Source organism: Pseudomonas sp. TZ252, assembly GCF_056110345.1.
Genome location: NZ_CM148566.1, coordinates 882,293 through 906,200, shown reverse-complemented (window position 1 = coordinate 906,200; position 23,908 = coordinate 882,293). Strand labels below are relative to the sequence as shown.

General features: G+C 65.5%; 25 protein-coding genes. 23 read left to right on the top strand and 2 right to left on the bottom strand.

The annotated features are described in order from the left end of the window. Positions 1-13: 13 nt before the first annotated feature. The 9 genes from ACYAF3_RS04255 to ACYAF3_RS04215 all read left to right on the top strand — a co-directional run bounded on the left by ACYAF3_RS04255 (position 14) and on the right by ACYAF3_RS04215 (position 8,448). The gene (locus tag ACYAF3_RS04255) at positions 14-574 is read left to right on the top strand and encodes a DUF2857 domain-containing protein (protein ID WP_141123778.1); all 561 of its coding nucleotides are present in this window, start codon (positions 14-16) and stop codon (positions 572-574) included. 2 nt (positions 575-576) lie between these two features. Then, complete coding sequence (locus tag ACYAF3_RS04250) at positions 577-1,770, top strand: STY4528 family pathogenicity island replication protein (RefSeq protein WP_474727566.1); 1,194 nt, start codon at positions 577-579, stop codon at positions 1,768-1,770. A gap of 237 nt (positions 1,771-2,007) precedes the next feature. Further along, positions 2,008-2,760 carry an OST-HTH/LOTUS domain-containing protein gene (locus ACYAF3_RS04245; protein WP_474727564.1) on the top strand — a complete coding sequence of 251 codons (753 nt, stop codon included), beginning with the start codon at positions 2,008-2,010 and terminating at the stop codon, positions 2,758-2,760. A gap of 188 nt (positions 2,761-2,948) precedes the next feature. Continuing rightward, positions 2,949-3,737, top strand: a complete 789-nt coding sequence (locus ACYAF3_RS04240) for a PFL_4669 family integrating conjugative element protein (protein ID WP_032963671.1) — start codon at positions 2,949-2,951, stop codon at positions 3,735-3,737. Next, positions 3,734-4,282 (top strand): DUF3158 family protein, encoded by a 549-nt coding sequence (locus ACYAF3_RS04235; RefSeq protein ID WP_034365971.1) that lies wholly within the window; start codon positions 3,734-3,736, stop codon positions 4,280-4,282. The genes ACYAF3_RS04240 and ACYAF3_RS04235 overlap by 4 nt, the downstream gene beginning before the upstream one ends. Continuing rightward, positions 4,279-4,746: a single-stranded DNA-binding protein gene (locus ACYAF3_RS04230; RefSeq protein WP_474727561.1), complete on the top strand. Its 468-nt coding sequence runs from the start codon at positions 4,279-4,281 to the stop codon at positions 4,744-4,746. The genes ACYAF3_RS04235 and ACYAF3_RS04230 overlap by 4 nt, the downstream gene beginning before the upstream one ends. Positions 4,747-4,956: 210 nt before the next feature. Then, positions 4,957-6,972: a DNA topoisomerase III gene (locus ACYAF3_RS04225; RefSeq protein ID WP_474727559.1), complete on the top strand. Its 2,016-nt coding sequence runs from the start codon at positions 4,957-4,959 to the stop codon at positions 6,970-6,972. An 806-nt stretch (positions 6,973-7,778) separates the two neighbouring features. Next, positions 7,779-8,030: a hypothetical protein gene (locus ACYAF3_RS04220; protein ID WP_009461167.1), complete on the top strand. Its 252-nt coding sequence runs from the start codon at positions 7,779-7,781 to the stop codon at positions 8,028-8,030. A 25-nt stretch (positions 8,031-8,055) separates the two neighbouring features. Then, positions 8,056-8,448: a hypothetical protein gene (locus tag ACYAF3_RS04215; RefSeq protein WP_474727557.1), complete on the top strand. Its 393-nt coding sequence runs from the start codon at positions 8,056-8,058 to the stop codon at positions 8,446-8,448. A 148-nt stretch (positions 8,449-8,596) separates the two neighbouring features. Here the strand turns inward: ACYAF3_RS04215 and ACYAF3_RS04210 are convergent, their stop codons facing one another. Continuing rightward, positions 8,597-11,962: a hypothetical protein gene (locus tag ACYAF3_RS04210; RefSeq protein WP_474727555.1), complete on the bottom strand. Its 3,366-nt coding sequence runs from the start codon at positions 11,960-11,962 to the stop codon at positions 8,597-8,599. A gap of 566 nt (positions 11,963-12,528) precedes the next feature. On the opposite strand from ACYAF3_RS04210, the gene ACYAF3_RS04205 reads away from it, so the two are divergent. The 7 genes from ACYAF3_RS04205 (at position 12,529) to ACYAF3_RS04175 (ending at position 18,899) form a co-directional block, all read left to right on the top strand. Continuing rightward, positions 12,529-13,080: an STY4534 family ICE replication protein gene (locus tag ACYAF3_RS04205; RefSeq protein WP_474727554.1), complete on the top strand. Its 552-nt coding sequence runs from the start codon at positions 12,529-12,531 to the stop codon at positions 13,078-13,080. Positions 13,081-13,135: 55 nt separating this feature from the next. After that, on the top strand, positions 13,136-13,747 hold the full coding sequence (locus ACYAF3_RS04200) for a DUF3275 family protein (protein WP_474727552.1): 612 nt from the start codon (positions 13,136-13,138) through the stop codon (positions 13,745-13,747). A gap of 89 nt (positions 13,748-13,836) precedes the next feature. Then, positions 13,837-14,202, top strand: a complete 366-nt coding sequence (locus ACYAF3_RS04195) for a hypothetical protein (RefSeq protein ID WP_474727550.1) — start codon at positions 13,837-13,839, stop codon at positions 14,200-14,202. A gap of 84 nt (positions 14,203-14,286) precedes the next feature. After that, a complete protein-coding gene (locus ACYAF3_RS04190; protein ID WP_474727548.1) occupies positions 14,287-14,937 on the top strand; it encodes a hypothetical protein in 651 nt (216 codons plus the stop codon). A gap of 64 nt (positions 14,938-15,001) precedes the next feature. After that, the gene (locus ACYAF3_RS04185; protein WP_474727546.1) at positions 15,002-16,111 is read left to right on the top strand and encodes a DUF6094 domain-containing protein; all 1,110 of its coding nucleotides are present in this window, start codon (positions 15,002-15,004) and stop codon (positions 16,109-16,111) included. Between the two features lie 101 nt (positions 16,112-16,212). Next, complete coding sequence (locus tag ACYAF3_RS04180) at positions 16,213-16,518, top strand: hypothetical protein (protein WP_003294134.1); 306 nt, start codon at positions 16,213-16,215, stop codon at positions 16,516-16,518. 110 nt (positions 16,519-16,628) lie between these two features. Beyond that, the gene (locus ACYAF3_RS04175) at positions 16,629-18,899 is read left to right on the top strand and encodes a helicase-related protein (protein ID WP_474727544.1); all 2,271 of its coding nucleotides are present in this window, start codon (positions 16,629-16,631) and stop codon (positions 18,897-18,899) included. Positions 18,900-18,992: 93 nt separating this feature from the next. Here the strand turns inward: ACYAF3_RS04175 and panE are convergent, their stop codons facing one another. Beyond that, positions 18,993-19,919: a 2-dehydropantoate 2-reductase gene (gene panE / locus ACYAF3_RS04170; RefSeq protein WP_474727543.1), complete on the bottom strand. Its 927-nt coding sequence runs from the start codon at positions 19,917-19,919 to the stop codon at positions 18,993-18,995. A 111-nt stretch (positions 19,920-20,030) separates the two neighbouring features. Here panE and ACYAF3_RS04165 point away from each other — a divergent pair, with 111 nt between their 5' ends. From ACYAF3_RS04165 to ACYAF3_RS04135, 7 genes are all read left to right on the top strand, one after another. Continuing rightward, complete coding sequence (locus ACYAF3_RS04165) at positions 20,031-20,627, top strand: helix-turn-helix domain-containing protein (RefSeq protein WP_474727541.1); 597 nt, start codon at positions 20,031-20,033, stop codon at positions 20,625-20,627. A 48-nt stretch (positions 20,628-20,675) separates the two neighbouring features. Continuing rightward, complete coding sequence (locus tag ACYAF3_RS04160; RefSeq protein ID WP_474727540.1) at positions 20,676-20,855, top strand: hypothetical protein; 180 nt, start codon at positions 20,676-20,678, stop codon at positions 20,853-20,855. After that, entirely contained in the window at positions 20,807-21,391 is a 585-nt protein-coding gene (pilL2, locus tag ACYAF3_RS04155) for a PFGI-1 class ICE element type IV pilus protein PilL2 (RefSeq protein WP_474727538.1), read from the top strand. Before ACYAF3_RS04160 ends, pilL2 begins: the two co-directional genes overlap by 49 nt. Further along, complete coding sequence (locus tag ACYAF3_RS04150; protein WP_474727536.1) at positions 21,388-22,035, top strand: hypothetical protein; 648 nt, start codon at positions 21,388-21,390, stop codon at positions 22,033-22,035. The genes pilL2 and ACYAF3_RS04150 overlap by 4 nt, the downstream gene beginning before the upstream one ends. Positions 22,036-22,106: 71 nt before the next feature. Next, complete coding sequence (locus ACYAF3_RS04145) at positions 22,107-22,796, top strand: TIGR03759 family integrating conjugative element protein (RefSeq protein WP_474727913.1); 690 nt, start codon at positions 22,107-22,109, stop codon at positions 22,794-22,796. Then, positions 22,781-23,359: a lysozyme family protein gene (locus ACYAF3_RS04140; protein WP_009463805.1), complete on the top strand. Its 579-nt coding sequence runs from the start codon at positions 22,781-22,783 to the stop codon at positions 23,357-23,359. Before ACYAF3_RS04145 ends, ACYAF3_RS04140 begins: the two co-directional genes overlap by 16 nt. After that, positions 23,356-23,907: an integrating conjugative element protein gene (locus ACYAF3_RS04135; protein WP_474727534.1), complete on the top strand. Its 552-nt coding sequence runs from the start codon at positions 23,356-23,358 to the stop codon at positions 23,905-23,907. Before ACYAF3_RS04140 ends, ACYAF3_RS04135 begins: the two co-directional genes overlap by 4 nt. Position 23,908 lies beyond the last annotated feature (1 nt).

The window sequence follows — 23,908 nt, the reverse complement described above, 5'->3', positions numbered from 1 at the left end:
AGGAGGCTCCCGTATGTCGGCACCGCACCCGCTCAACCAGGCCGTGATCGCCCAGGCCCTGCATGACCTGCGCAACGGCCAGTTGCGCCGCTGCAAGGCCATGGGCTTCGGCGAGGAGGAGCTGGATGCGCTGAAGCACCCCGAACTCGTGAGCATGCTGGTGAATGCCACGGTGTCGTGGTGTTCGGTGTCGGTGAACCGGGAAGTGTTGAAGCGGCTGCTGAGCCAGGTGCACGACGTGGAGCGGGAGATCGCCACGGTGGACCGCATGCTGCGCCTGGGGGCGAGCACGGAGATGGTCAGCAAGTTCTACGGCCTCACGCATCAGGAAGTGGCGCTGCGCCGCGACATCCTCGGGCTGCCCAAGCGCAAGGGCCGGCATCCGGTGCTCGACGAGGCGCAGGACGTGGCCTTGTGGGAGCGCTGGAAGGCCGGCGTCTCCGAGCGCCATATCGCCCTGACCGACGACATGGCGATGCTGGAGCTGACCATGGATCTGGCTGAGGCCATGACTCTGCCCATGTCGGTGATCTGGTCGGCGATACGGAACTGGATCGACCAGGGGCTGGTGTAGCCATGACCACGGGCAGCGCATCACGGCGCGATGGCCCGGTTGCGCTGTCGGCGTTGTTCGACGAGGCGCTGCGGCACCTTGAGTCGAAGGAACCGGCGCAGGGCATGGCGCCGGCCGCCGACGGCTTCCTCTACAGCGGCAACCGCCATGAGAGCGTGCCGCGCCGACTGTTCATCGACCGGCGCCTGACCCCGCTGGAGCGAAACGCCTGGCAGGTGTTCCGCCTGCAGCTCAACGACGATGGCGTGACCGCCTTTCCCACCTACGACCAATTGCGCCCCTACCTGGCCTCGATGCCCTGCGTGGCACAAGCCTCGCACGAGACCGTGGCGCGCGCCCTGACGCTGCTGCGGCTGACGCGCTGGCTGAGCCTGGTGCGACGACGGCGCGACCCGAAGACCGGCCGCATCCAAGGCAACCTCTATGTGCTGCACGACGAACCGCTGTCGCCCTTCGAGGCGATGCAGCTCGATGCCGACTACCTCGGCCTGGTCAGCCAGGCGCTGACCCATGCCGCCAAGGCGGTGCAGATCGTGGGCATGAACACGCTCAAGGAGATTGCCGAAGACCCGCTGCTCAGCGGCCGCACGCTGCCCACCCGCCTGCAGGTGCTGGCGCAGCGCATGGCGCTGCATGGCTGGACGACGCCAGGTTATCCACAGGAGGGTGCGGACCACGAATCCGAAGAAGGCCAGGAAGCCCTTCTTCGGAATGCCGCGCGCCCGTCTTCGGAATCCGAAGCAGGGCCGAAACCCGCGCCGGACGGCTCTCTTCGGATTCCGAAGGAGGACCGTACAGTACGTAATGATCGTATAAATGAAGTACGTACAGTACTGCGCGCGAGGGCCTTGCAGAACTTGCGACTGCCCGAGCGTTTCCTGCGCTTGAAGGACGAGCAGCAGGTCGGCGCGCTCGTGGCGCTGCAGCAGGTGGACGAGGCGCAGCGGCAGGCCGTTCTCGACGAGTGGGCGGCACGCTGCCGCAACAGTGCGGTACGCAACCCGGCCGGCTACCTGTTTGGCATCATCCAGAAGGCACTGCGCGGGGAGTTCAAGGCCTGGGCCGGAGAAAGTGCATCGGCACCGCCAGCGCCCCCGCCACCTGCGCCATCGTCACCGCCGGCATCCCGTGCGGCTGACCCCGAGGTGGCACGTGCCTACCTGGCGCAGCTCCGAGAAGCCTTGCGTGATCGCTGAGTTGACTATCCCCAGGGGATAGCTGGAACAGACATCTTTCCGCAGCGCTCGATTGTCGCCCGCCGAATGACAGGCGAAACTGTCGCCTGTGAATCAGACGAGGACAGCCACGCACGAGCCCGGCCGACGATGGACATGACGACTTCCCCCGCCACAAACGCACTGCAACCACTACAGCGAGACGTTCAGCGCTTGCTGGGCAGATGCCTGTTGCGCCTTCAACAATACGAGCGCCTCATGAAAGCCATCGTGGCCCACCACGAGATTTCAGGCCCGGCGCATTCGCTGGAGGCCATTCGCGCAGCGCGGATTGAAGATGCCGCGACCAAGACCCTGGGCACGTTGGTCGGACAACTGTTTGGTTCGTATGTCGTCACCGATGGAAATGGCGGCGAGGAACGCGACGACGATCTTCCCGGCGATGTGATTTCCTTTCGCACGCGCGTGCAACTGAGCCTGTCTGCGCAGGACTACGCCAAGACCCAGGCCGACCTCAAAGACCTGGTATCGCTGCGCAACACCCTGGTGCACCACTTCATCGACCAGCACGATCTATGGACCGTGGACGGGTGCCGCACCGCACAAGACGAACTCGGTTCCGCCTACACGCGCATCGATCAACACTTCGAGCAGTTGCGCGGCTGGGCCGAGCATATGGATCAGGCGCGGCGCCTGGCAGCGGAGTTCGTCCAGTCGGATGTGTTCCACGACCTGGTGGTCAATGGCATCGCGCCGGACGGCACGGTGGACTGGCCGGCCGCCGGCATCGTCCGCGCGCTGCGCGAGGCCGCCGCGCAGTTGGCCGTGGAGGGCTGGACACCCATCGCCGCTGCTGGCCGCTGGATCGCGAGCCGGCATCCAGAGCAGCTTCCAGCCAAGTACGGCTGCAGCAGTTGGCGTCAGGCGGTGCACGAGTGCCGCCTGTTCGAGCTTCGCTACCGTGAGGTGGAGGGTCAACGGGCCGCCTGGTACAGACCTCGCGAGGCATAACCCCGCGACGCGGTCTCACCTCCGCGCGAGCCGCGAACGACTCCGCCGAGCTATCCCCAGGGGATAGCCGGCACACACAGCCTTCCGTGCGGAACAAACCGGGCGCGCATGGGCTGCGGTTTGTTGACTGACGGCCTTCCGGTCGATGCCGATGCTGGCGACTCGCCCCTTCACCGCGAGTCGCTCTCATGGCCAACGAACGCACAGAACCCCTGCAACTGAATCTCGGATCGCTGCGCAGCGCGATGTCGCTGACGCTGCACACACACCACGCATCGCGCATCTGGCACGGCCGCGCGCCGACCGAGGGGCGCCCAGGCATCATCGGTCTCAACGGCTTCATCGGCGCCATGAACAAAATGAAGCGCGGCGCCGAGCAGGACGACCCGTACTCGGACTGGTGGATGCTGCGGATCGAGGACAAGCTCGCCGACACCAAGACCCGTCTGCAGACCCTGCGCGAACAGGTGGATCAGGCCTTGGCCGACGTGCCAGCGGCGCTGTCCCTGGGCGAGAACATGAACGTGCAGCCGGTGAAGCTGCCGCTGTTCGTGAACGCCCAGCTCGGCTTCATGGCGGTGTATCTGCTGGCCGACTACGACGACCTGGCACGCAAACTCATCCTGGCGCACCACACGGCGCTGATCGACCGCAGCACCTTGGAGCGCTGGCTCAATGATGGTGCGCACGCGCTGCGCAGCCTGTTCTCGCTGGCCCAGCAGTACCGCTACTCGGGCACGACGCGCGACGACTTCGCGGCGAAGAACGCGGCGGCGCGGGCGGCGTTGGAGAAATTCGGCGAGCTGCCGCTGGATGTGCTCGAAGGCACGCGCCGTTCGCGCTTTGCGCCACCGATCGCGCGGCGGACAACCAAGCCCAGCACGCCGCCTGCTGCGCCTGCCATCGTGCCCGATGCGCACGCTCCCACGGGTGGCGCAGCCGATGGTGCTGCGGGCGATGAGGGTGCTGGCGCATGACAGCATCGCCCCCTATCAGCCACTCCACGCGCTTCGTGGCGCTGGAACAGGCCGACTTCCAGCGGCTGGAACACGCAGGCTACCTAAAAGGCCTTTTACAGCCTTTTAAGGGTAAGGGGAGTCTGGAGACCTGGGCCAACCAGTGCGCAGCGCTGCGCGACGACGTGATTGGCCTGGCGCAGCGGCGCGTGCTGCCCCAGGCGCGCGCCTACCCCTTCAGCCTGCTCGACGTGCAACTGGCCCAGCAGGCCACTGGTGCAGGAACGACCTTCCTGCGCTGGCGCAACCTCGACCGTTCCTCCATGGGCGTGGCGTTGTGGGAGGCCCTGCTGGCCAACCCCGCGACGCCGGCCTCGCTGATCGACGAGCTGTACGCGATCGAACTGCAGCGCATCGTGCTGAACATGCAGATCAGCCTGACCCACAGTATCGCCCGCCAAGCCCTGGAATGCGCCAACAAGGCCGCGCAGGCCGAAGCGGCTTACCTGCGGCGCGTCCACGGGCATACCGCGTCCGTTCCACCCACCACCAAGGAGTCTCCATGAGCACGCACTTCGTCGGCGAGGGCAACATCGGTTCTGCGCCGGACTACCGCGAATTTCCGAACGGCAACGACGAGCCGCGCCGGCTGCTTCGCCTGAACGTCTACTTCGACAACCCGATCCCGAAGAAGGACGGCGAGTACGAAGATCGCGGCGGCTTCTGGGCGCCCGTGGAGCTGTGGCACCGCGACGCCGAGCACTGGAAGACGCTGTACCAGAAAGGTATGCGGGTGCTGGTCGAGGGCCGCACCGTGCGCGACGAATGGGAGGACGCCGACGAGAACGAGCGCGTGACGTTCAAGGTCGAGGCGCGGCGCGTGGGCATCCTGCCGTACCGCATCGAGTCGGTGGCGCTCAGCACCAAGCCGGCCGGCGGACAGCAATTCGCCCATCGCCGTTCCCCCGAGGGCGGCTGTAGCAACCGTCATACGCCCGCGATGCACCAGCGAGCTATCCCCAGGGGATAGCTCCAAGGTCGTCCACGGAGTTCCAGCCGCCCTCCCGAAACGACGATCTTGCTGTGCCAGCTCCTGCGGTCTATGCACACCGCTGCGGCAACGGGCCGCCTGCCGATCACAAAGCGGTGTCTGCATCAATCGGCTTCCTTGCTGCCGGCATCTCCTGACCCCGCCAAGCTGACGCCCATCCGATGAACCGCACATTTCCAAGGAGGCTTCATGCGCGTGTTCCTGTGCGAGAAGCCATCCCAGGGCAAGGACATCGCCCGTGTGCTGGGTGCCGTTCAACGCGGCAACGGCTGCTACAGCGGCGCGGGTGTCGTCGTGACCTGGTGCATCGGTCATCTGGTGGAGGCGGTTCCGCCCGAAGGCTACGGCGAGCAATACAAGCGCTGGGCCATCGAGCAACTGCCCATTCTTCCTGAGCGTTGGCGTGTCGAGCCCAAGGCGGCGACCGCAGCGCAATTCAAGGTCGTGCAGCAGTTCGTCGCCAAGGCGGGCGAGCTGGTGATTGCGACCGACGCCGACCGCGAGGGCGAGATGATCGCCCGCGAGATCATCGACCTGTGCGGCTACCGCGGGCCGATTCAGCGCCTGTGGCTGTCGGCGCTCAACGATGCGTCGATCCGCAAAGCGCTGGGTGCGCTCAAGCCGTCCGCCGAGACGCTGCCGCTGTATTTCTCCGCACTCGCCCGATCGCGCGCCGACTGGCTGATCGGGATGAACCTGAGCCGCTTGTTCACCCTGCTGGGGCGCCAGGCCGGCTATGCCGGCGTGCTGTCGGTGGGGCGCGTGCAGACGCCGACGCTGAAGTTGGTCGTGGATCGTGATCGCGAGATCGCGCGCTTCGTCTGCGTACCGTTCTGGGCCATCGAGGTTGCGCTTTCGCATGCAGGCCAGTCCTTCGTCGCAAACTGGACGCCGCCGCAAGGCAGCACCGACGATGCGGGCCGCTGCCTGCAACAGCCGGTGGCGCAGCAGGCCGCCGAGCGCCTGCGCACGGCCGGCTCCGCCCAGGTGCTGTCGGTAGAAACCGAGCGCGTGCGCGAAGGGCCGCCGCTGCCGTTCGACCTGGGCACGCTGCAGGAGGTGTGCTCCAAGCAGTTGGGGCTCGACGTGCAGGAGACGCTGAACATTGCCCAGGCGCTGTACGAGACGCACAAGGCGACAACGTACCCGCGCTCGGATTCGGGCTACCTTCCCGAGAGCATGCTGGCCGAGGTACCGACCGTACTCGACAGCCTGGTCAAGACCGACCCCAGCCTGCGGCCGCTGATCGAGCGCCTGGATCGCAACCAGCGTTCGCGTGCGTGGAACGACGGCAAGGTGTCGGCTCACCACGGCATCATCCCGACGCTGGAGCCCGCCAACCTGTCGGCCATGAACGAGAAGGAACTGGCCGTCTACCGGCTGATCCGCGCTCATTACCTCGCGCAGTTCCTCCCGCACCATGAGTTCGACCGGACGGTGGCGCAGTTCTCGTGCGGCAGTCAGTCGCTGGCGGCCGTGGGCAAGCAGATTGCCGTCATCGGCTGGCGTGAGGTGCTGGCGACGCCGGGGCCGGACGATGCCGGTGGCGAGGATGCGCAGCGCAGCCAGGTGCTGCCCGCCCTGCATGCGGGCCTGTCCTGCCCGGTCGATAAGGTGGATCTCAAGGCGCTGAAGACGCTGCCGCCCAAGCCCTACACGCAGGGCGAGCTGATCAAGGCCATGAAGACCGTCGCCAAGTTCGTGACCGACCCGCGGCTGAAACAGAAGCTGCGAGATACCACCGGCATCGGCACCGAGGCGACACGCGCCAACATCATCAACGGTCTGATCGGTCGCGGCTACCTGGTCAAGAAAGGCCGCGCCGTCCGCGCTTCCGACGCGGCATTCACGCTCATCGACGCGGTGCCCTCGGCCATCGCCGACCCCGGCACCACGGCGGTGTGGGAGCAGGCGCTCGACATGATCGAGGCCGGCCAGATGGCGCTGGACACCTTCATCGAGAAGCAGTCCGTGTGGGTCGGTCAGCTCGTGAAGCAGTACCGCGGCGCGACGCTCTCGCTCAAGCTGCCGCCGACGCCGGCCTGCCCACAGTGCGGCGCACCGATGCAGCAGCGCACGGGCAAGAGCGGCGCGTTCTGGTCCTGCTCGCGCTACCCGGACTGCAAGGGCACGTTGCCGATCGAGTCCCCGACGGGCCGGCGCAGCGCACCGCGCAAGCGGCGCGCTGCCTCCAAGGCGTCCTGATCCTCGCTTCCCCCTGCCGCGCCGGCCACTTCACTGGCGGCGAGGCAAACGTCCCGCACCGCGCGGGACTCCAAAGCGCGCGTCTCCTTCTGCAACGGTGTGCGCGCCCCGTCTGCCCACCATCGGGCGACGGGGCGAGAAGGTCATTGCTCAATCGAATCGCGCTCGCCGCGATTCCGCTGATCGAAGTGCTTCCGTCCATCCGCGAGCGGTTTCCTAACGCCTTGGCCCGCGAGGCTGCGAGGTGCCAGGAGACCGCTTGCGGTCGACGGTATTCGGTGCCGGTGCCCGCCGGCGGAACAACGGGCTCCCTTTGTGTGTGGATACATGCCAGAGGATGCCGGCCCCAGCCACGAAACGGGTCGGGTGAGATTGCTGAAGCAGCGAATGGCTTTGACGACGGCCTGGCCTGCTTGCAGCCCACAGGTGGATTGATTCCTCTCCAGCCAAAGCCCTGCGGGGCTTCGGCGCCTTGGTCGTGGGCAGCCGGACCGTGCATCGGTTCCTGCACCCAGCACTCGGGGCAAACCGGACGGCGAGCGGTTCCGTTTGATCGGCGACGGCGCGGCGCCGCGCTTCCATCCTTCCCGCATGTGTCGCTGACGGTCTTCAGCACCATGCCCTGGCAGCCCCGGTCTTCAAGGCTGCAACGCGGTTCGCCGCGTTGACCGATCCAGTCCGTCTCGCACCGACCGCCGCGGACGCGCGTCGCCACGACGCGGGTGCTTTCGATGTTCAACCTTCCGGGAAGTCTCCGCTCCCGACAGGGCGTGGTGCTCCCGGTCTTCAACCACCAGGAGAAAACCATGTCCCTTGCGTTCGCATCGGCACTTTCGAGTGCTGAACAGGCCCGCGCCGAATCCATCGGCTACCAAGCCCTGGCCTACGTCGGCAAGCGCCTGCCCTTGCAGGTGCTCTGCAGCGCAGCCGGCCATTACATCGGCACCGCCGACGCGGATGGTCCCGTCTCGCGCGAGTCGGTCAGCTACTTCAGATCGCACCACGCTGCCGAGCACGCCCTGCAAACTGGCCGCTGGCAGCAGCGCCTCAACCCGTGATGTCCAACCACCATGAGCCTCCGTCATGAACCGTGCTCTGCCTCAAGAGGTACTTGATCAGATCGAGCTGGAACACCAGCACTTCGCCGCCGCGCCCCAAGCTTTCTTCGAGGCGTGGAAGCACGGCGTCAACATCGCCGGTGCCGAATGGTTCGGCGACGGCACACGCGAAGGCCTGCAGCGTGCCACCACCAAATGGGATCTGCGCCCGAACCTGCTGATGCTCAACGACGCCCTCGGCGTCCTGAGCAGCGGCCAGCGGATGTTCCTGTCGGCCATGGTCAGCTTCTACAACGCCCGCGAGGGCGGTGCGATGCTCAAGCGTTGCGGCTTCGAGGGGCTGTCCGACCTCGGCGGTCTCGATCTGGAGCGACGAAAGGTCATCGCCGACCTGATGCTGCACTACAGCGGCTGGTGAGCCGGGCCTGGCAAGCCACCGCCCGTTCCTCCCATCCCATGAGGGACATGCGTCGCCACTCGGGGCCATGTCCCTCCTTCTTTTCGCCGGAGCGGCCATGACCGGAATCTCCCCAGCCACGGACCTTCACCGGCGCCGGCTCTCGTCATCACTGATCGGTGTTCTCGATCAATGCTGGCGCCCCCACCGCCGCGCGCTGGCCTTCCTGCCGCATGTCGATCACAAAGAAAATGACTGTGACATCTTCTCCATTCCTACGATAGCTTCCCCTGACAGCGCCGGGCCTTGCCCCGTCGGCGGGTATCGCCGATTGGCATTGATACGTTATGCCCGGAGGTGGCTGCCGTGCCACCTCTTCGACTGCAGTGCGCATCTCTGAGACGTCCTTGCGATTGCTGTAGGTGACATGGAAGAGGATGTCGGCCCAAGAGTAGCCAAAGAGCTTGTGGAGATGTGCAGAAATCCGCTTGTCGTTTGGCTGCGATGCTTTCAGCGCCTCGAAAACGGTGATGTCTACGCCTCGGCGACGGACCACGAAGTCACGCCTTCCGGCATTGCCCTTCTCTGTGTAACCGCCCGGTGACTGCTCGTGCGCCTGCCAACCCAAACTTCCTTCGAGTCGCGCTTCGACCAACTCGGCGACGATGCCATTGAAGTCGTCTTCATCGAATTCCGTATGCCTGTCGAGCTTGAGGAATGACAGCGTTCGCTGAAAAGCGGCGAGCGCGTCCTGAAAGGCTGCCGTCAGCAGCTTCTCCAATGCCAAGGGTGGCCCCATCAGAACTTCTGCCTGCTCCGAAGCGGGGAGCTCCATGAATGAACGCATGGCTGCGCGCAACTGGACCGCCGCCTCCTGTTTGGAAAGCACGAGGGGAGGCGCGCCAAAGCCGGCCGAATGATCGATGTGGCTCTCGGCCCCGACGAGCAGCGATGCGTCGCCGTAGCGCTCCCTGCCCGACCGAATCAACGCACGGGCACGATCCGGCTCGCCAAGCCTCGCGCTGGCCACCGCCTCGAATGCCGTGCTCTCGGCGGTGCGCTCCGCAGACGCAAGTTCCTTGAGGCGATTCATGGCCTCCCTGGGGCGCCCAACGGCTAGCAGCATGGCTGCGCAATTTGGCACATGGATGGCGCGGGACATGTCGCTGAGTCCCTTGATAGAAGGAATGGCCCGGTCAGCCTCATCGATTGCGAGGCGGGCCATCTCAGCATCCTCCCCGACCACGACACGAAACAGGTTCTCCCCGAGGAGCTTGACCACACGTGCGGCGAGCAGGTTGATCGCGTATGCAGGCAACGGGTGCTGCCGATACAGGCTGTGAAAAATCCCTGCAGCTTTCAAGGCTTCGGGTGGCTCGTTCTTGAGGCACACCAGCGCGCGGAAGAAATCCAGTGTTCTCTGCGCCTCGGCCTGGTGTTCCGGCCGCAGACCGTCTGGAATCTTGGCTGATGCAACCGCATCAAACGTGCCGCTCAGGTAGTGGATCTGCAATTGCTGATTCAGGGTCTGCACGGCCAACGCGGGGAGATTTCTTCCACGTTGCGCTTCTTGGGCCTCTCGCAGATATGCACTGGCAAGCTCAGGAAGCCCTGCATCCAGAAGCGCCTGCCCGCGCTCCGACGCTTGTGTGACGAACGCTGCACGGCTAGCTTCGTCGGGTGTCAATACCCGCAACCGGGCAACAATGCGCTCTCGGTACACCGCCGGCACACGGGGCAACAACATGGCCAGTATCAGAGGATCCTCGACCAGCAGGAGCGCCTGTACGAGGCGCTCTTGTTGAGCAGGGACCTCCAGCCTGTTCACGGCCTCGATCAAATCTGACTCCAGGCGCGGCCCTTGCCGACCTCGGACCTGGTTGTCCATCTGGAATGTGAAGGCGTCGACCCGGCCCCTGTCCGGGCGATTACTCGCCCCAGCCTGGATCGCCAAAGCCAATGCTTCGACGAGGTCGCCAGGTACGCTTTCGGGGTAGCCCACCACCGCACGGCTCAGCATTCGTATCTGCTCACGCATGGACAAACCCAGACCCACGACATCGTCCGGTCGACGAGCCAGTTCGACCTGCAAGTCGAGGGGATAGAAGATCCTGGGTTGGAGGTGGCCGTGATCCATTGCCAGCCGGGCCAGCACGGCCGCGCCCGTGACGTCTACCCATCGCGTATCGGCCCGTTCCTTCGCATGGAATGCCTGTCGATAGGCAGAAGCCACGGTCTCCGCTTCTGCAGGAGGCAACAACTCACCCACCACGGCAACGGCCTTCAGCATGACCGCAAACTCCAGGGAGGTGGCCTTGGCGCTTGCCATTTCTATAAGTGACTGGCGAACTTGCCGCTTGATATCCACGGGCAGTCCACGCAGGTGATCGAGGCCGATGGGCAGCAAAGGCACGCCATCACTCCCCCCGCAATCGTGCTCCTGCATTACGATCAGCAAGCGCGCGGATTCAGTCGGAGCTACGTCGCCCAGAACAAGGTGATACCGGAGAACCTCCAGACAGTCCGCCAACAATGACGCTTGCACCGAGTCGGCAGCCTCATTGCGATAGTCCCGGTCGATCTGGAACTGCACATGCCATGTAGCGACCAGGTGGCAGACCAGGCCCGCTGCAGGTGGACAGAAAATGAGGTCGGCAAGGACCTGCGGCGCTTGCAAGCAGCAGTCGGTCAGCACGTCGCAAAGCTCAGGATGGCACGTCGCCAGCGCGACCAGTTCCTGCGCCATCTTGGAAGGGACCGGCCCAGCCTCGACATGCGCCAGCTCAAGCACCAGTACCCTCATGAGCGCACAGAGCGCATGCGCCTCATAGAGGTCGGTTCCGTAGTGAGAGCGCGTACGAGCGAGGACGCGCCCCAGCAGATCAGGCTTCACTTCGATAGGTGCCAGCTCTCGCATGTCCCCGGAGGCCCGCAGGCTTTCGGCAACGGACACGTGGTCCCATGTGGGGAGATTGGCATTGCGTAGGGCTTGAAGTGAAGCCTCCCTGAACCGCTGTGCATCCTGCTCAGACCAAACGGCAGAAGGAATCAGGGGGACCAAATCGAGCACTTCCCAGCGCATGGCCCACGTTGCGAGATCGACTGGTGGCTGGTCATCCCAAAGTCGCGCCGCAATCCAGGTCGGCGTCTGGACGGGCGGCTTGCGCCCCGATTCGGCTCCAGCGACGAGGTAGTCTTCAAAGGTACTTGCACTGACATGTGCGCCTGGCTGCGCGATTTGATATTTCAGGTCGCTAAGCCAGTAGACAAAAGACCGTAGCGCCTCTGCATACGGCACATCGTGCCGAAGGTAATAGTCGCTCAACGCAACGGCAGGAACTACCCGTCCCTGAATGAGCCGAAACCATCCCCTCGTCAGCGCTTCATCGAAGTCCGGCAGCTCGGCTCCCACCTCCAAGCGAATGCGCATGTACTCCTGCCGTGCCGTCGCTTCATCATCGTTTCGGCTCGAAGTCGTATCCAGCAAAAGCTTGAGCAGATCCACGTCGCCAGGCGCCTCCTGTTCGTCGGACATCAAGCCCATATGAGGACGGCGCATCGAAGGCAATGCAGCGAGTCTTGCGCGTAGCACAGCTCGTGCATGGAAGGATGAGTAGCGCAGGCTTGGAATTCGATTCATTGCTCACGGGCTCTTTGGGCTCTTACCTGTCGGTCGGGAAGGGGCAAAGTACGACTGCATGAATTTGACCACGGGCACCAAGCCGGAGCCAATGTGATTCTCGGTAGCGCACTTAAGGACGATTCCTCGACCGTGCAAGCCTTTACAGGGTCCTTCTTTGAGAATGCGGGCAGTCCGGGGTACCAATTTTCGCTCACGCTTGCGCCGTCCCGGCGCCACGCTTCCGGCCATGTTCCGCTGACGTCCGTCAGCGACATGCCCAGGCAGCCACGATCTTCAAGGCTGCGACGCGGTTCCGACCGCGTTGATCACACCAGTTCGCACCGGCATCCATGCGCGAACGGCCATCGGTTCTCGATGGCGATGCCACCAAGCTGTTTCATCAACCCACGCGGGGGTTCCACACCTTCCCCGCCTTGGGTCGGGTGTGTCTCCGCCTCATTGTTCCCAGGAGATTCACCATGACCACTTCCACCGAAAAGTCCTACTTCGATCTGCACATCACCGGCCTCGGGTATCTCAATCGCATCCGCGAAGTGAAGCCCAAGAAAGGCGATGCGTTCCTGGCCTGCGACATCGCGGCTCTGAACGGTCCCAGCGATGACGTCTCGTATGTGCGTTTCGACACGCGCGTATCGGGATCGGAAGCGCAGCACCTGGTGCGCCGCTGCATTCAGGCGGTCGACGCCGAGAAGAAGGTGATGATCGGCTTCCGCCTGGGCGACCTGTGGACCGACACCTTCACCTACTCCAAGGGCAAGCGTGCCGGCGAGCAGGGTGTGAGCCTCAAGGCCCGCCTGCTGTTCGTCAGTTGGATCAAGGTCGACGGCAAGCTCGTCTACAAGGCCGAACCCAAGCCGACCGAGACCGACGAGCGGGACCCGGAAGTCCCTGTGACGTCCGACGCGCCCGCCGCGCAGAAAGCCTCGGCACCGGAGCCTTCCAAGCCCGACGCCGATGCTGCCGACGACGCTGCCGATGCCCCCGCATTGGCCGTCGCCGAGTCGTTCTGATCCGCAAGGCCCCACCCCTGGGGCCTTGTCTTCTCTTCGTCAGCAGGAGACCTTCATGATCACCATCCCCGGCCAACTGGCCATCAAGACCATCCACGGCAGGAACGGCGACTTCAACGTCGGCCGCCTGGCGACCTCGATCGGCGAGTTCGTCGTGAAGAACGCCGAACTCGACCAGCACCGCGAGGGCAAGTACGACGGTGATTTCGCCATCGTCGAGATTCGTCCCTCCACGTACAACGCCAACGGCCGCATGGTCATCGAGATCCGCGCCCATCTGGGCGGGATGACGCTGTCCAACATCGACGCCCTGAGCCGCGACGAAGCCCGCCGGCTGAGTCCGCAGGAAGTCGATCCGATCGACGAGGAAGCGCAGGCGCCCGCGCCGGCATCGCCCCCGGCCAGGCCGAAGGCGAAGCCGCGCAGTTCGCGCGATCCCCTGGTCGATACCACGCCGTTCGGCAGCGAACCGGCTCCCGTGTCCGCTTCGGCCTCGGCCGAGGCAGACGACGCGGCGCTGTTCGGTGCCTTGTGGCCCCTGGGCGAGACCGTGAAGCTCGATGCGACCGTGGATCGTCGTGTGCTGCGTCAGCAGCGCGACCGTCTCGACAAGCTCGGCTACGAGTTCGCTCCGTTGTCCCAGGACTGGCACCTCAAAGCTGCCTGATCCATTCGCCGCCTTGCGCGGCATTCCGCCACCCGCCGGGGTTCTCCCCCGACGGGGAGGGCTCCGGCCATTTCTTCAAGGAGACCTTCATGGGCTGGACCTTCGTTCGTCAGACGCGCGATCAGTTGATCCGCGAGCTGCTCGATCCGCAGGCGTCCGAACGCGCTTGCTGCGAAGTCATCGACCATACGCTGGACGGCGACGTTCTGTGGACCGTGGTTCGCGTCACCGCCAGGCAGGCGGGCGTCATGGGCCTCGCGGCCGGTGAGTCCGTCTGCTACATCGGCTGCCATCTGCTGGAAAGCTCGGGCGGCGATTGGGGCTACAAGTCTCTCGATGAGTCCGTGCATCCGTACTACTACTCGTGCCCGCTGCGCTATCTCGACATGGCGCCGGTGCAAAGCTCCGAGTGGCGCGAGCGGGTTCACCGCTTCCACGCTGGACGCACTGCCTAGCGGCACGCATCTTCCTTCACCCAACCGGGGCGAGCACGGCCCCGCGGGCTGTGGTTGCTCCTTCATTTCCAAGAGGACATCACCATGCCTGCACCTTCTTCCACGAAACCGCTGTACCGCATCGACGAATGCCCCGACCTCATGGCCGACGGTTGCGTCGGTGACGAGCAGGGCAATCTCGTCTTTCTCTCGATCTGGGCGCGCGACACCGCCGTTCAGGAGTTCCTCGCCCGCCTGACCCTTGGCCGGGATGAACAGGGGCTGGATCAGTTCCACGTCATCACCGAGCAGGGCGCATCCATCCCGGTCTTCGTCGGCAACGTCGAGAACCTGGAAAAGCGCATCACCCGTGCCTATCGGCGAACGCTGTTCGGTTCGCTGACGAATGTGTGGCTGTTCGACCGTCGCTGCGTGAAGCCAGACAAGGCCAACGCCAGCGCGCTGGCGCTTCTGCCCAGGGATTCTGCTCACCGGCTCGACCGGCTGTGGACGCTGGTGCAGGACACCTGCCCGCTGCCACTGCTCGACCACTGGCGCGACACCGTACTGGAGCTGTTGCAGACACGGCGGATGCTGACCGGTCTTCCCTTGGCCCTCGGGCCGCTGGAAGGCCATCGGCTGGCCCTCGATGTCCCGGCGCTGACGAAGGCGTTGGGCGAGCTGATCCGCAACGGCACCCTCGGCGCCACGCAGTACGAACTGGCCGCGAACGCACCGCGTCGGCGTGTGGCGTAGCCATCCCCACGGGCATGCGCGCTGCGCGTGCCCGCCTTCCCTCATCCATCACCAGGAGAAATCCATGGCACTCATGTTTCCGCGCCTGGCGCGCAATTTCATTCGTAACGGCTACTTCCCCACCGACGAGCCGACACTGGAGCGGGCCTTGTCCGCGCTGGCGCCGTCTCCCGGCGCCATGTCCATCCTCGATCCCTGCGCCGGCGAAGGCGTGGCGATTGCCGAAGCCGCCCACGCCCTCGGGCGCGAGCAGGTCCAGGCCTTCGCCGTCGAGTACGACGCTGAGCGTGCCCGCCACGCACGGCAACTGGTCGATCGCTGCATCCACGGTGACCTGATGGACACGCTGATCTCGCGCCAGTCCTTCGGGCTGCTGTGGCTGAACCCGCCGTACGGCGACCTGAGCAAGGACGTGAACGGCAACATCGGCTATCAGGGCCAGGGCCGTGGGCGGCTGGAAAAGCTGTTCTATCAGCGTGCGCTGCCGCTGCTGCAGTACGGCGGCGTGTTGATCTTCATCGTGCCGTCCTACGTGCTCGACGCCGAGCTGGTCGGATGGCTGACGCGCCACTTCGCCGACCTGCGTATCTACCGTGCGGTGGAGACGCAGTTCAAGCAGGTGGTGATCTTCGGTCGCAGGATTCGTCAACGCGACCAGGCATCGGAGTCGGTCAAGGCCGTGCGCGGTCTGCTGCTGCAGATCGGACAGGGTGACGCCGAAGCCGAGGAACTGCCGCTCGAATGGCCGTTCCTGCCGTACACCGTCCCTGCCAGCCCGGCCGAGCCGGAGCACTTCTATCGCGTGACGATGGAGCCCGAGCAGTTCGCCGATGAAGTCGGCCGGCTACAAGGCCTCTGGCCGGCGCTCGATATGCACCTGGGCGCCGCGCAGCAATCGCTGCGTCCGCCTGCGCGGGCCTTGTCGCACTGGCATCTCGCCCTGGCCCTGGCCGCAGGCGCGATCTCCGGCGTGGTGAAGTCCAAGAGCGGGCGCGTGCTCGTCGTCAAAGGTGATACCCACAAGGAGAAGACCCTCCAGACGGAATACACCGAACGCGACGACGGCTCCGTGGCCGAGACGCGCATCCTCACCGACAAGTTCGTGCCGGTCATTCGTGCATGGGACTTGACGCTGGGCTCGCCCACGTGGGGCGAAGTGCTGACCATCCGCTGATCGCTGTTCCCTGACGGTTCGCCGTCGCTTTCATCCACCCACCGGGGTCACGTTGCCCCGATGGGGTGCCGTGGCCCCTTCTTCCAGAAGGAGAAACCACCATGGCACTCGCAATCCTCAACCTCGCGTCACAAGCACGCTTTTCGCCCGGGCAGGTGGTCATGACCGCCGGCGTCGACGAGCTGGTCCGACAGGGCCGGCTCAACCCCACGCCGTACCTGCGCCGCCATCTTCATGGCGACTGGGGCGACCTGAGCGACGACGATCGGCGATTGAACGACGCTGCGCTGCAATCCGGTGAGGATCGTCTGTTTTCGTCCTACCAGGTCACGCGCGACCTGAAGCTTTGGATCATCACCGAATGGGATCGCAGCGTCACCACGCTGCTGTTGCCCAGCGAATACTGATCCGCATCCAGCGGCACCTACACGTTTCTTTGCCGCATGTTTCTTCCCACCCAGGGGCATGTCACCGCCCCGTGGGGGAGGTGCATGCCCCATTGCTCTGGAGCATCACCATGTCCCTCGATCTCGAAACCGTTCCCGAAACCGTTGTGCAGGGCGACCTGCTCGAAGCGGCCGCTTCCCCCCTCACGCTCAGCCTGCAGGACTTCGTGTCCGAGTTCGGCGACGAGCTGCTCGATTCGCTCAACCGTGCCAATCCTCCGGTCTACACCGGCCAGGTGCGGGTGCATCGGCAACTGATCCTCGCCGCGCTCAAGCGCAAGCTGTTCCCGGCGCAAGCCGATGTGGTCCACGCCGTTACCGAGCTGTTGGTCGACCGCGGCGAACGCGCCGCGATCGTCAATGGCGAGATGGGCTGCGGCAAGACGACTGTGGGTATTGCCACCGCCGCCGTGCTCAACGCCGAAGGCTACCGCCGTACCCTGGTGCTCTCGCCGCCCCACCTGGTCTACAAGTGGCGGCGCGAGATCCAGGAGACGGTGGCCGGTGCCAAGGTCTGGGTGCTCAACGGCCCGGACACGCTGGTCAAGCTGCTGAAACTGCGCGAGCAATTGGGCGTGCCGGCCGAGGGCCAGGAGTTCTTCGTCCTGGGCCGTGTGCGGATGCGGATGGGGTTCCACTGGAAACCTGTCTTCGTTCGACGGCGCGCGCCTCAAGGCGACCTGGGGGCTTGCCCGGATTGCGGGCATGTCATCACCGACCTCGACGGCGAGCCGATCAACCCGGTCGAACTCGAAGCCGAGGAGTCCCGCCGCAAGTGCAGCCACTGCCGTGCACCGATGTGGTCCTTGATTCGTCCCAGAGGCCTGTCCGCCAGCGACCAGTCCTCGACCGTGCTCAAGGCACTGAAGCGTATTCCAACCATCGGGGAAGTCACCGCGCAGAAGCTGATGCAGAAGTTCGGCGACGCCTTCCTCGCGTCGATGCTCGGGGACAACATCCACGAGTTCATCAACCTGATGGATGGCAACGGCGAGCTGGTCTTCTCGGACCGGCAAGCCCATCGCATGGAACGCGCGATGGCCAACATGGAGTTCGGCTTCGGCGAGGGCGGCTACCAGCCGTCCGAGTTCATCAAGAGGCAGCTTCCCCAAGGCACGTTCGACCTGCTCATCGCCGACGAGGCGCACGAGTACAAGAACGGCGGCTCCGCACAGGGCCAGGCCATGGGGGTGTTGGCGGCCAAGGCGCGCAAGACGCTGCTGCTCACCGGCACGCTGATGGGCGGCTACGGCGACGACCTGTTCCACCTGCTGTTCCGAGCCCTGCCGGGGCGGATGATCGAAGACGGCTACCGCCCGACCAAGAGCGGCAGCATGACGTCGGCCGCGATGGCGTTCATGCGCGATCACGGCGTGCTCAAGGACATCTATTCCGAGAGCACGGGCACGGCGCACAAGACGGCCAAGGGCACCAAGGTATCGGTGCGTACGGTCAAGGCGCCGGGCTTCGGTCCCAAGGGTGTGCTGCGTTGCGTCCTGCCGTTTACGGTCTTCCTCAAGTTGAAGGACATCGGTGGCAACGTGTTGCCGCCCTACGACGAGGAGTTCCGCGAAGTCGCGATGGACACGGCGCAAGCCGCGGCCTACCGCGATCTGGCGGGTCGGCTGACCCAGGAGCTGAAGCAGGCCCTGGCGAAGCGCGACACGACGCTGCTCGGTGTGGTCCTCAACGTGCTGCTGGCCTGGCCGGACTGCTGCTTCCGGTCGGAAACGGTGGTGCATCCGCGCACGCGCAACACCTTGGCGTTCGTGCCGGCTCAGTTCAACGAGCTGGAGGTGATGCCCAAGGAACGCGAGCTGATCGAGATCTGCAAGCAGGAGAAGGCAGAAGGTCGCAAGACCCTGGTCTATTCGGTCTACACCGGCACGCGCGACACCACATCGCGCCTGAAGGTGCTGCTGGAGCAGGAGGGCTTCAAGGTGGCGGTACTGCGCGCGAGCGTGGATGCCTCCCGCCGGGAAGACTGGATCGCCGAGCAGTTGGACCGTGGCATCGACGTGCTCATCACCAATCCCGAGCTGGTGAAAACCGGCCTGGACCTGCTGGAGTTCCCGACCATCGTGTTTCTCCAGTCGGGCTACAACGTGTATTCGCTGCAGCAGGCCGCCCGGCGCTCCTGGCGCATCGGCCAGAAGCAGCCGGTGCGCGTAATCTACCTCGGCTACGCCAACTCCTCGCAGATGACCTGCCTGGGGTTGATGGCCCGGAAGATCATGGTGTCGCAAAGCACGTCGGGCGACGTGCCGGAGTCCGGGCTCGATGTCCTGAATCAGGACGGAGACTCGGTGGAAGTCGCGCTGGCACGACAGTTGGCGTGCTGAACTTCACTGCTTCACTTCAACGGCTCCTCTGGGGGCCGTTCTTTTTTGGCCATCCTGACGGTGACATCGATCCGGGAAGTGGAAGACAGGGCCTCATCCACCGCCATGGGCCATGCGGGTCGCCTCGTAGGCCTGCATGTGTGCAAGGCTCACCCTCAGCAGCGGCGCATCCAGTCGAGCTTCATGCGCACGACGCAGCATGTCCCCAATGATGTGCTCATGCTCGGTGGGGCCACCACGTTGCAGATCGCGCAGCATCGATGCGGTGCCGGTGGACCCGCGCTCGGACAACGTCGTGAACATGCGGGCATAGGCGTCCTGCGATGGGATGTACCCTGAGGCGGCGGCGGTAGCCACGCATTCGCAAAGCATCTGGCGCACCAGCGCTTCGCCATCTTGTGCCTTCACGATTGCGCCAACGGGCGCGCGCATCAGCGTGGTCATGCCGGCATAGGTCGTGAGGAATACGAACTTCTCCCACATCTCCTGCAGGATGTCCTGGCTCAACACAGGTGCGAAACCGCCGCGCTCCATCAATCCATGCAGCGCCTGCGCCGCGTCCTGCTGGCTGTAGGTGCGTGCGCCGTGGGCGAGGCGCTGCAGCGTGTTGAGATGCTGGATTTCACCGGCCGGGCCGAGCGCAACACCGATGTGGCACAGGCCGCCCAGAACGCGCTCGGCGCCGAAGCGCGCATCCAGGTGATCCAGATGCCGCACCCCATTGAGCAGCGGAACGATGCATGTCGAGGGGCCGATGGCGGGCGCGATGGCAGTCATCGCGCCCTCAAGATCGTAGGCCTTGCAGGCCAGCAGCACGGCATCCACGGACGGCGGTGCCTCGACGACTGTTTTTACGGGAAGGGTCAGGTCACCCAAAGGGCTCTTGATGACGAGCCCGGTCTCGGCGAGTTGTGCGGCGCGTCTCGGCCGCACCAGGAAACGCACGTCCACGCCGGCCGCGGCCAGACGCCCGCCGAAATAGCCCCCGATCCCACCTGCACCCAGCACCAGAAGACGCATGGCCATGCTCCTGTTTGAAGTTGAGAATTTCTACTATAGTAGAAATTCGTGGCGCGATCGATTTCAGCGCCATCGAGACTCCACGCATCCATCCTGACTTGATCGCAGCCCATGCCGAACTCCTCCGCTCCCCCGACCAGGCCGAAAGGTGAGCGCGCCGAAGCGCTCCCAGCCAATCTTCGACGTCTGCGCCTGGAAGCGCAGCTCACCCTCGATCGGCTCGGGGCGTTGTCGGGCGTGAGCCGCGCGATGATCTCCAAGATCGAACGTGGCGCCTCGGTTCCCACTGCCACGGTGCTGGGCAAGCTTGCCGCGGCACTGCAGGTCAGCCTGTCTCAACTCCTGGGGGGATTCCATGCGCGCCAGCCCAGGCTGCATGGCAGGGAGCGCCAGGCGGTCTATCACGATCCCGCTTCCGGCTTTGAACGCCGTTCTCTTTCGCCGCTGTTCGAGGATGGCGCGGTCGATCTGGCCTTCAACGTGTTGCCTCCGGGCAAGTCCGTCGAGTTCCCCCCGCACCATGCGGGCGTGGAGGAGTTTCTCGTCGTGCATGAGGGGGCGCTTACCGTGGTCATCGACGGAAGGCGCTTCGACGTCGCTGCCGGAGACACGTTGTTCTTTCCTTCGGATTGCGTGCATGAGTTCCGAAATGAAGGCGGCGAGCCGGCTGTCTTCTATATCGTGATCAACGATCGGACGCGGCGTTAGGCGGCGAGATCGCCCCGGCACGACCATTCGCCGCGGCATGATCCCGACATGCATCCTGACGACCGCGTGGTTGCCGGCATTGCTTTCGGCAAATCGGGAGCCGACGGATTCGCTTTGTTTGCTGTGACAAAGGGCCTGCGCGGCGATGGTGATGGCTCGTTGTTTCAGGACACCGATCCATGCGCCCATCCCGCCAGCCCTTCCGTATCGCCGTACGCAGCCATCTGATCCGTTTGCCCGGCTTGCTCCTGGCCGCCATGGCCAGCGGCTGCGCAACGACGAACGCTGTGTCTCCGGCACCCGCATCCGAAGCCGTCGACATCGCGTCCGAAGCCGTGGCGGAGTTCGTGCCGGTGACGCGGTATGGCCGCTACACCCTGGTTGAACTCGCGCCGACGGCGGCCCAGCACGACCTGTTGCTGCAAGTGGTGGATGTGGAGATCCCCGGCACGCTGGGCGCCACCGTCGGGGATGCCCTCCGGCACCTCGTCCTGCGTTCCGGCTACCGGCTGTGCGATGAGCAGTCTGCCGATCTGCTGGCCTCGCCGCTGCCGGCGGCTCACTACCGGCTCGGCCCGGTCCTGCTGCGCGACGCGCTCTTGACCCTGGCCGGCCCCGCCTGGGATCTGCAGGTCGACGACGGTGAGCGGAAGGTGTGCTTCATCCGCAGCCTCAGGGAGGCTCATACGCCGCACGAGCCCAAGCCACCGGAAATCAACCGTTCGGCGGAGCCCCCTCCGCTGATCCGGGAGGTTTCGCCATGACCATCCGGGACTCGGCGACGGGCCAGCGCACGACGCTGCTGCGGGTCGCGGCCGCAACCTGGTTGTTGCTCGTCAGCGCGGTGGTGCTGGTGGATCACATGGCCTTGTCCGGGCTGGCGGAACAGACCCAGGCCTTCGCGCCCACCGCGCAGGTGTCCCTGCTCGAATCCAGACTGGAGGGTCTCTCGCATCGGATCGAACAACGCCACACTCAACCCGCCGCCTTGCCGCAGGCACGCTACGAGCAGGACACCGCGGCGTTGGACCAGCGGCTGGCGGCGATCGAGCTGGCGCAGGCCCAATACGCCGCCACCGATGCGCTGCACGCATTGGAAACCCGCGTCGCGCGACTGGAAGCCCGCCGGGTCTCGCGCCAGCCCAAGCTGCCCGCACCACGGCCATCCCAACCTGTGGCGGCCCAACCCAAGCCTGTTGAGCCTTCATTCCGCCTGATCGGAGTGGAACTGCGTGCGGGAGAACACTTCGTGTCGGTGATGCCTGCCGATGGCACCGGGCTGGCCGATGTCCGCCTGCTGCGCGCCGGAGAGTCGGAGGGTGGCTGGCGACTGGACGGGATCGAGCGAGATGGCGCCGTCTTCCGGCAGGGAGACGAGATCCGCAGGCTGCCCATCCCGCCCCGATAAGGAGGCCCACACCGATGGTCCCGCGCCACTTGACCCCGACGTTGCTGGTTGCATTGCTGGCCGCCTCCGCCATGCAGGCGGCGCTCGCGCAGCCCACCGGCGCAACCATCGCGGCCAGGACGGCGCCGAGCCGTGAAGCTCCTGCGGCCATCGCTCGCAGCGACGAACAGCGGGCGCAGGACTGGGGGCTGCGCACGGATGAATGGACGCGCTATCGCGAGTTGATGCAGGGGCCGCTGGGCGTCTACTCGCCCAGCCTCGACCCGCTCACGGCCCTCGGTATCGAAGCACGTTCCGACGAGGAGCGCCGCCGCTACGCGGAATTGCAGGTTCGGGCTGAAGCCCGGCGGGTCGAGAAGACGCTGGCCTACCAGCGTGCCTACGACGCCGCCTGGCAACGGATCGCGCCGGGCATGGCGAGGGTCAACCTACCCGGTGCCAAGCCGACCGGCGCGGGCACCACCATCGCATCAGGTACCGACCGAACCGCCGTCTTCGTGAAGGATGGCTGTACCGCCTGCGACCAGGCCGTGCAGCGGCTGCAGGCGTCGGGCGTCGAGTTCGATGTCTATGTCGTCGGCAGTCGCACCGACGACGCGCGCATTCGTGAATGGGCACGCCGGGCCCGTATCGACCCGGCGAAAGTGCGCGCACGGCACATCACCCTCAACCACGACGGTGGCCGCTGGCTGTCCCTCGGCCTGCAGGGCGAACTGCCCGCCGTCGTGCGCCAGGTCGGCGGCCAATGGCAGCGACAGTAGGCCTCGCGCGTCTCGCGCTCCTGCTGCTGGCTTGCTGGGCACTCGGCCAGGCGAAGGCCGGGGAGGTTCCGCCGCCGGCCTACCAGTTCGCGGCACAGCGTGCGGGCATTCCGGCGGCGGTGTTGTACGCGGTGGCCTTGCAGGAGAGTGGCACCCGGTACCACGACCGCCTCGTGCCCTGGCCCTGGACGCTCAACGTGGCCGGGGCATCGCGTCGATTCGCCACCCGTACCGAGGCCTGCGCCGGCCTGCACCAGGCATTGCGCGACGTGCCGCCCACCCGCATCGACGCCGGCCTGGGCCAGATCAACCTGGGCTACCAGCGTCACCGCTACGACCACCCCTGCGAACTGCTCGATCCCTATCGGAACCTGGCGCTGGCCGCGCAGATCCTGCGCGAGCAGCACGCGCCGGGCCAGGACTGGCTGATCACGATCGGCCGCTACCACCGTCCCGCTGGTGGCGCACCCGCTGCGCGCTACCGCCAGAGTGTTGGCCGCCACTTGGCCCGCGTACTGGGCGAGCCAGCGCGGGGCTCGGATACCCGGAGAACCCTGCCATGAAGCCTCGAATCTTCCGTCCGGCTACGCGGTGGCTGATCGGCTTGCTGCCGCTCGTGTCCGTGCCAGCCGCTTTCGCACAATCGCCGCCCTTGATCGTCGTCGAGGATCACGGCGGTGCCTCCGCGCTGCCTTATTACCAGGCCCTGGACCTGCAACCGCGCACCGGAAGCAGGCCATCTCCCAGGATCGAGATGCCACGCCTGCCCGAAGGGCCTTCTGGCGAGGCGGCCATGCTGCCGGTGCGTTCTGCCCATTTGGTCCCTGGCGATGTGGCTCCCCGGGCGATCCAGGCGCCTGGGCTCACTCCGATGTTCCTGGTTGGTGATGACCAGCGCTCCTATGCCTGGCTGCGCCAGCGTGCCCCGGCGCTGCGCGAGCTCGGGGCCGTGGGGTTGGTGGTCCAGGTCGAGTCACCGCAGGCACTGGCGTCACTGCGTGCCCTGGCGCCCGGGCTGATGCTGGCACCGGCGTCCGGGGACGAACTGGCCGAGCGCCTGGGGCTGCGCCACTACCCGGTGCTGGTGACCGCCACCGGCATCGAACAGTGAG

What these genes read in the sequence shown, in the direction of transcription:
- panE (WP_474727543.1), bottom strand. Translation starts at nt 19,919, where the DNA reads ATGCGTCTTCTGGTGCTGGGTGCAGGTGGGATCGGGGGCTATTTCGGC.
- ACYAF3_RS04250 (WP_474727566.1), top strand. Translation starts at nt 577, where the DNA reads ATGACCACGGGCAGCGCATCACGGCGCGATGGCCCGGTTGCGCTGTCG.
- ACYAF3_RS04200 (WP_474727552.1), top strand. Translation starts at nt 13,136, where the DNA reads ATGATCACCATCCCCGGCCAACTGGCCATCAAGACCATCCACGGCAGG.
- ACYAF3_RS04220 (WP_009461167.1), top strand. Translation starts at nt 7,779, where the DNA reads ATGTCCCTTGCGTTCGCATCGGCACTTTCGAGTGCTGAACAGGCCCGC.
- ACYAF3_RS04240 (WP_032963671.1), top strand. Translation starts at nt 2,949, where the DNA reads ATGGCCAACGAACGCACAGAACCCCTGCAACTGAATCTCGGATCGCTG.
- ACYAF3_RS04235 (WP_034365971.1), top strand. Translation starts at nt 3,734, where the DNA reads ATGACAGCATCGCCCCCTATCAGCCACTCCACGCGCTTCGTGGCGCTG.
- ACYAF3_RS04135 (WP_474727534.1), top strand. Translation starts at nt 23,356, where the DNA reads ATGAAGCCTCGAATCTTCCGTCCGGCTACGCGGTGGCTGATCGGCTTG.
- ACYAF3_RS04185 (WP_474727546.1), top strand. Translation starts at nt 15,002, where the DNA reads ATGGCACTCATGTTTCCGCGCCTGGCGCGCAATTTCATTCGTAACGGC.
- ACYAF3_RS04205 (WP_474727554.1), top strand. Translation starts at nt 12,529, where the DNA reads ATGACCACTTCCACCGAAAAGTCCTACTTCGATCTGCACATCACCGGC.
- ACYAF3_RS04230 (WP_474727561.1), top strand. Translation starts at nt 4,279, where the DNA reads ATGAGCACGCACTTCGTCGGCGAGGGCAACATCGGTTCTGCGCCGGAC.
- ACYAF3_RS04210 (WP_474727555.1), bottom strand. Translation starts at nt 11,962, where the DNA reads ATGTCCGACGAACAGGAGGCGCCTGGCGACGTGGATCTGCTCAAGCTT.
- ACYAF3_RS04215 (WP_474727557.1), top strand. Translation starts at nt 8,056, where the DNA reads ATGAACCGTGCTCTGCCTCAAGAGGTACTTGATCAGATCGAGCTGGAA.
- ACYAF3_RS04165 (WP_474727541.1), top strand. Translation starts at nt 20,031, where the DNA reads ATGCCGAACTCCTCCGCTCCCCCGACCAGGCCGAAAGGTGAGCGCGCC.
- ACYAF3_RS04255 (WP_141123778.1), top strand. Translation starts at nt 14, where the DNA reads ATGTCGGCACCGCACCCGCTCAACCAGGCCGTGATCGCCCAGGCCCTG.
- ACYAF3_RS04175 (WP_474727544.1), top strand. Translation starts at nt 16,629, where the DNA reads ATGTCCCTCGATCTCGAAACCGTTCCCGAAACCGTTGTGCAGGGCGAC.
- ACYAF3_RS04225 (WP_474727559.1), top strand. Translation starts at nt 4,957, where the DNA reads ATGCGCGTGTTCCTGTGCGAGAAGCCATCCCAGGGCAAGGACATCGCC.
- ACYAF3_RS04140 (WP_009463805.1), top strand. Translation starts at nt 22,781, where the DNA reads ATGGCAGCGACAGTAGGCCTCGCGCGTCTCGCGCTCCTGCTGCTGGCT.
- ACYAF3_RS04160 (WP_474727540.1), top strand. Translation starts at nt 20,676, where the DNA reads ATGCATCCTGACGACCGCGTGGTTGCCGGCATTGCTTTCGGCAAATCG.
- ACYAF3_RS04145 (WP_474727913.1), top strand. Translation starts at nt 22,107, where the DNA reads ATGCAGGCGGCGCTCGCGCAGCCCACCGGCGCAACCATCGCGGCCAGG.
- ACYAF3_RS04190 (WP_474727548.1), top strand. Translation starts at nt 14,287, where the DNA reads ATGCCTGCACCTTCTTCCACGAAACCGCTGTACCGCATCGACGAATGC.
- ACYAF3_RS04195 (WP_474727550.1), top strand. Translation starts at nt 13,837, where the DNA reads ATGGGCTGGACCTTCGTTCGTCAGACGCGCGATCAGTTGATCCGCGAG.
- ACYAF3_RS04245 (WP_474727564.1), top strand. Translation starts at nt 2,008, where the DNA reads ATGAAAGCCATCGTGGCCCACCACGAGATTTCAGGCCCGGCGCATTCG.
- ACYAF3_RS04150 (WP_474727536.1), top strand. Translation starts at nt 21,388, where the DNA reads ATGACCATCCGGGACTCGGCGACGGGCCAGCGCACGACGCTGCTGCGG.
- ACYAF3_RS04180 (WP_003294134.1), top strand. Translation starts at nt 16,213, where the DNA reads ATGGCACTCGCAATCCTCAACCTCGCGTCACAAGCACGCTTTTCGCCC.
- pilL2 (WP_474727538.1), top strand. Translation starts at nt 20,807, where the DNA reads ATGCGCCCATCCCGCCAGCCCTTCCGTATCGCCGTACGCAGCCATCTG.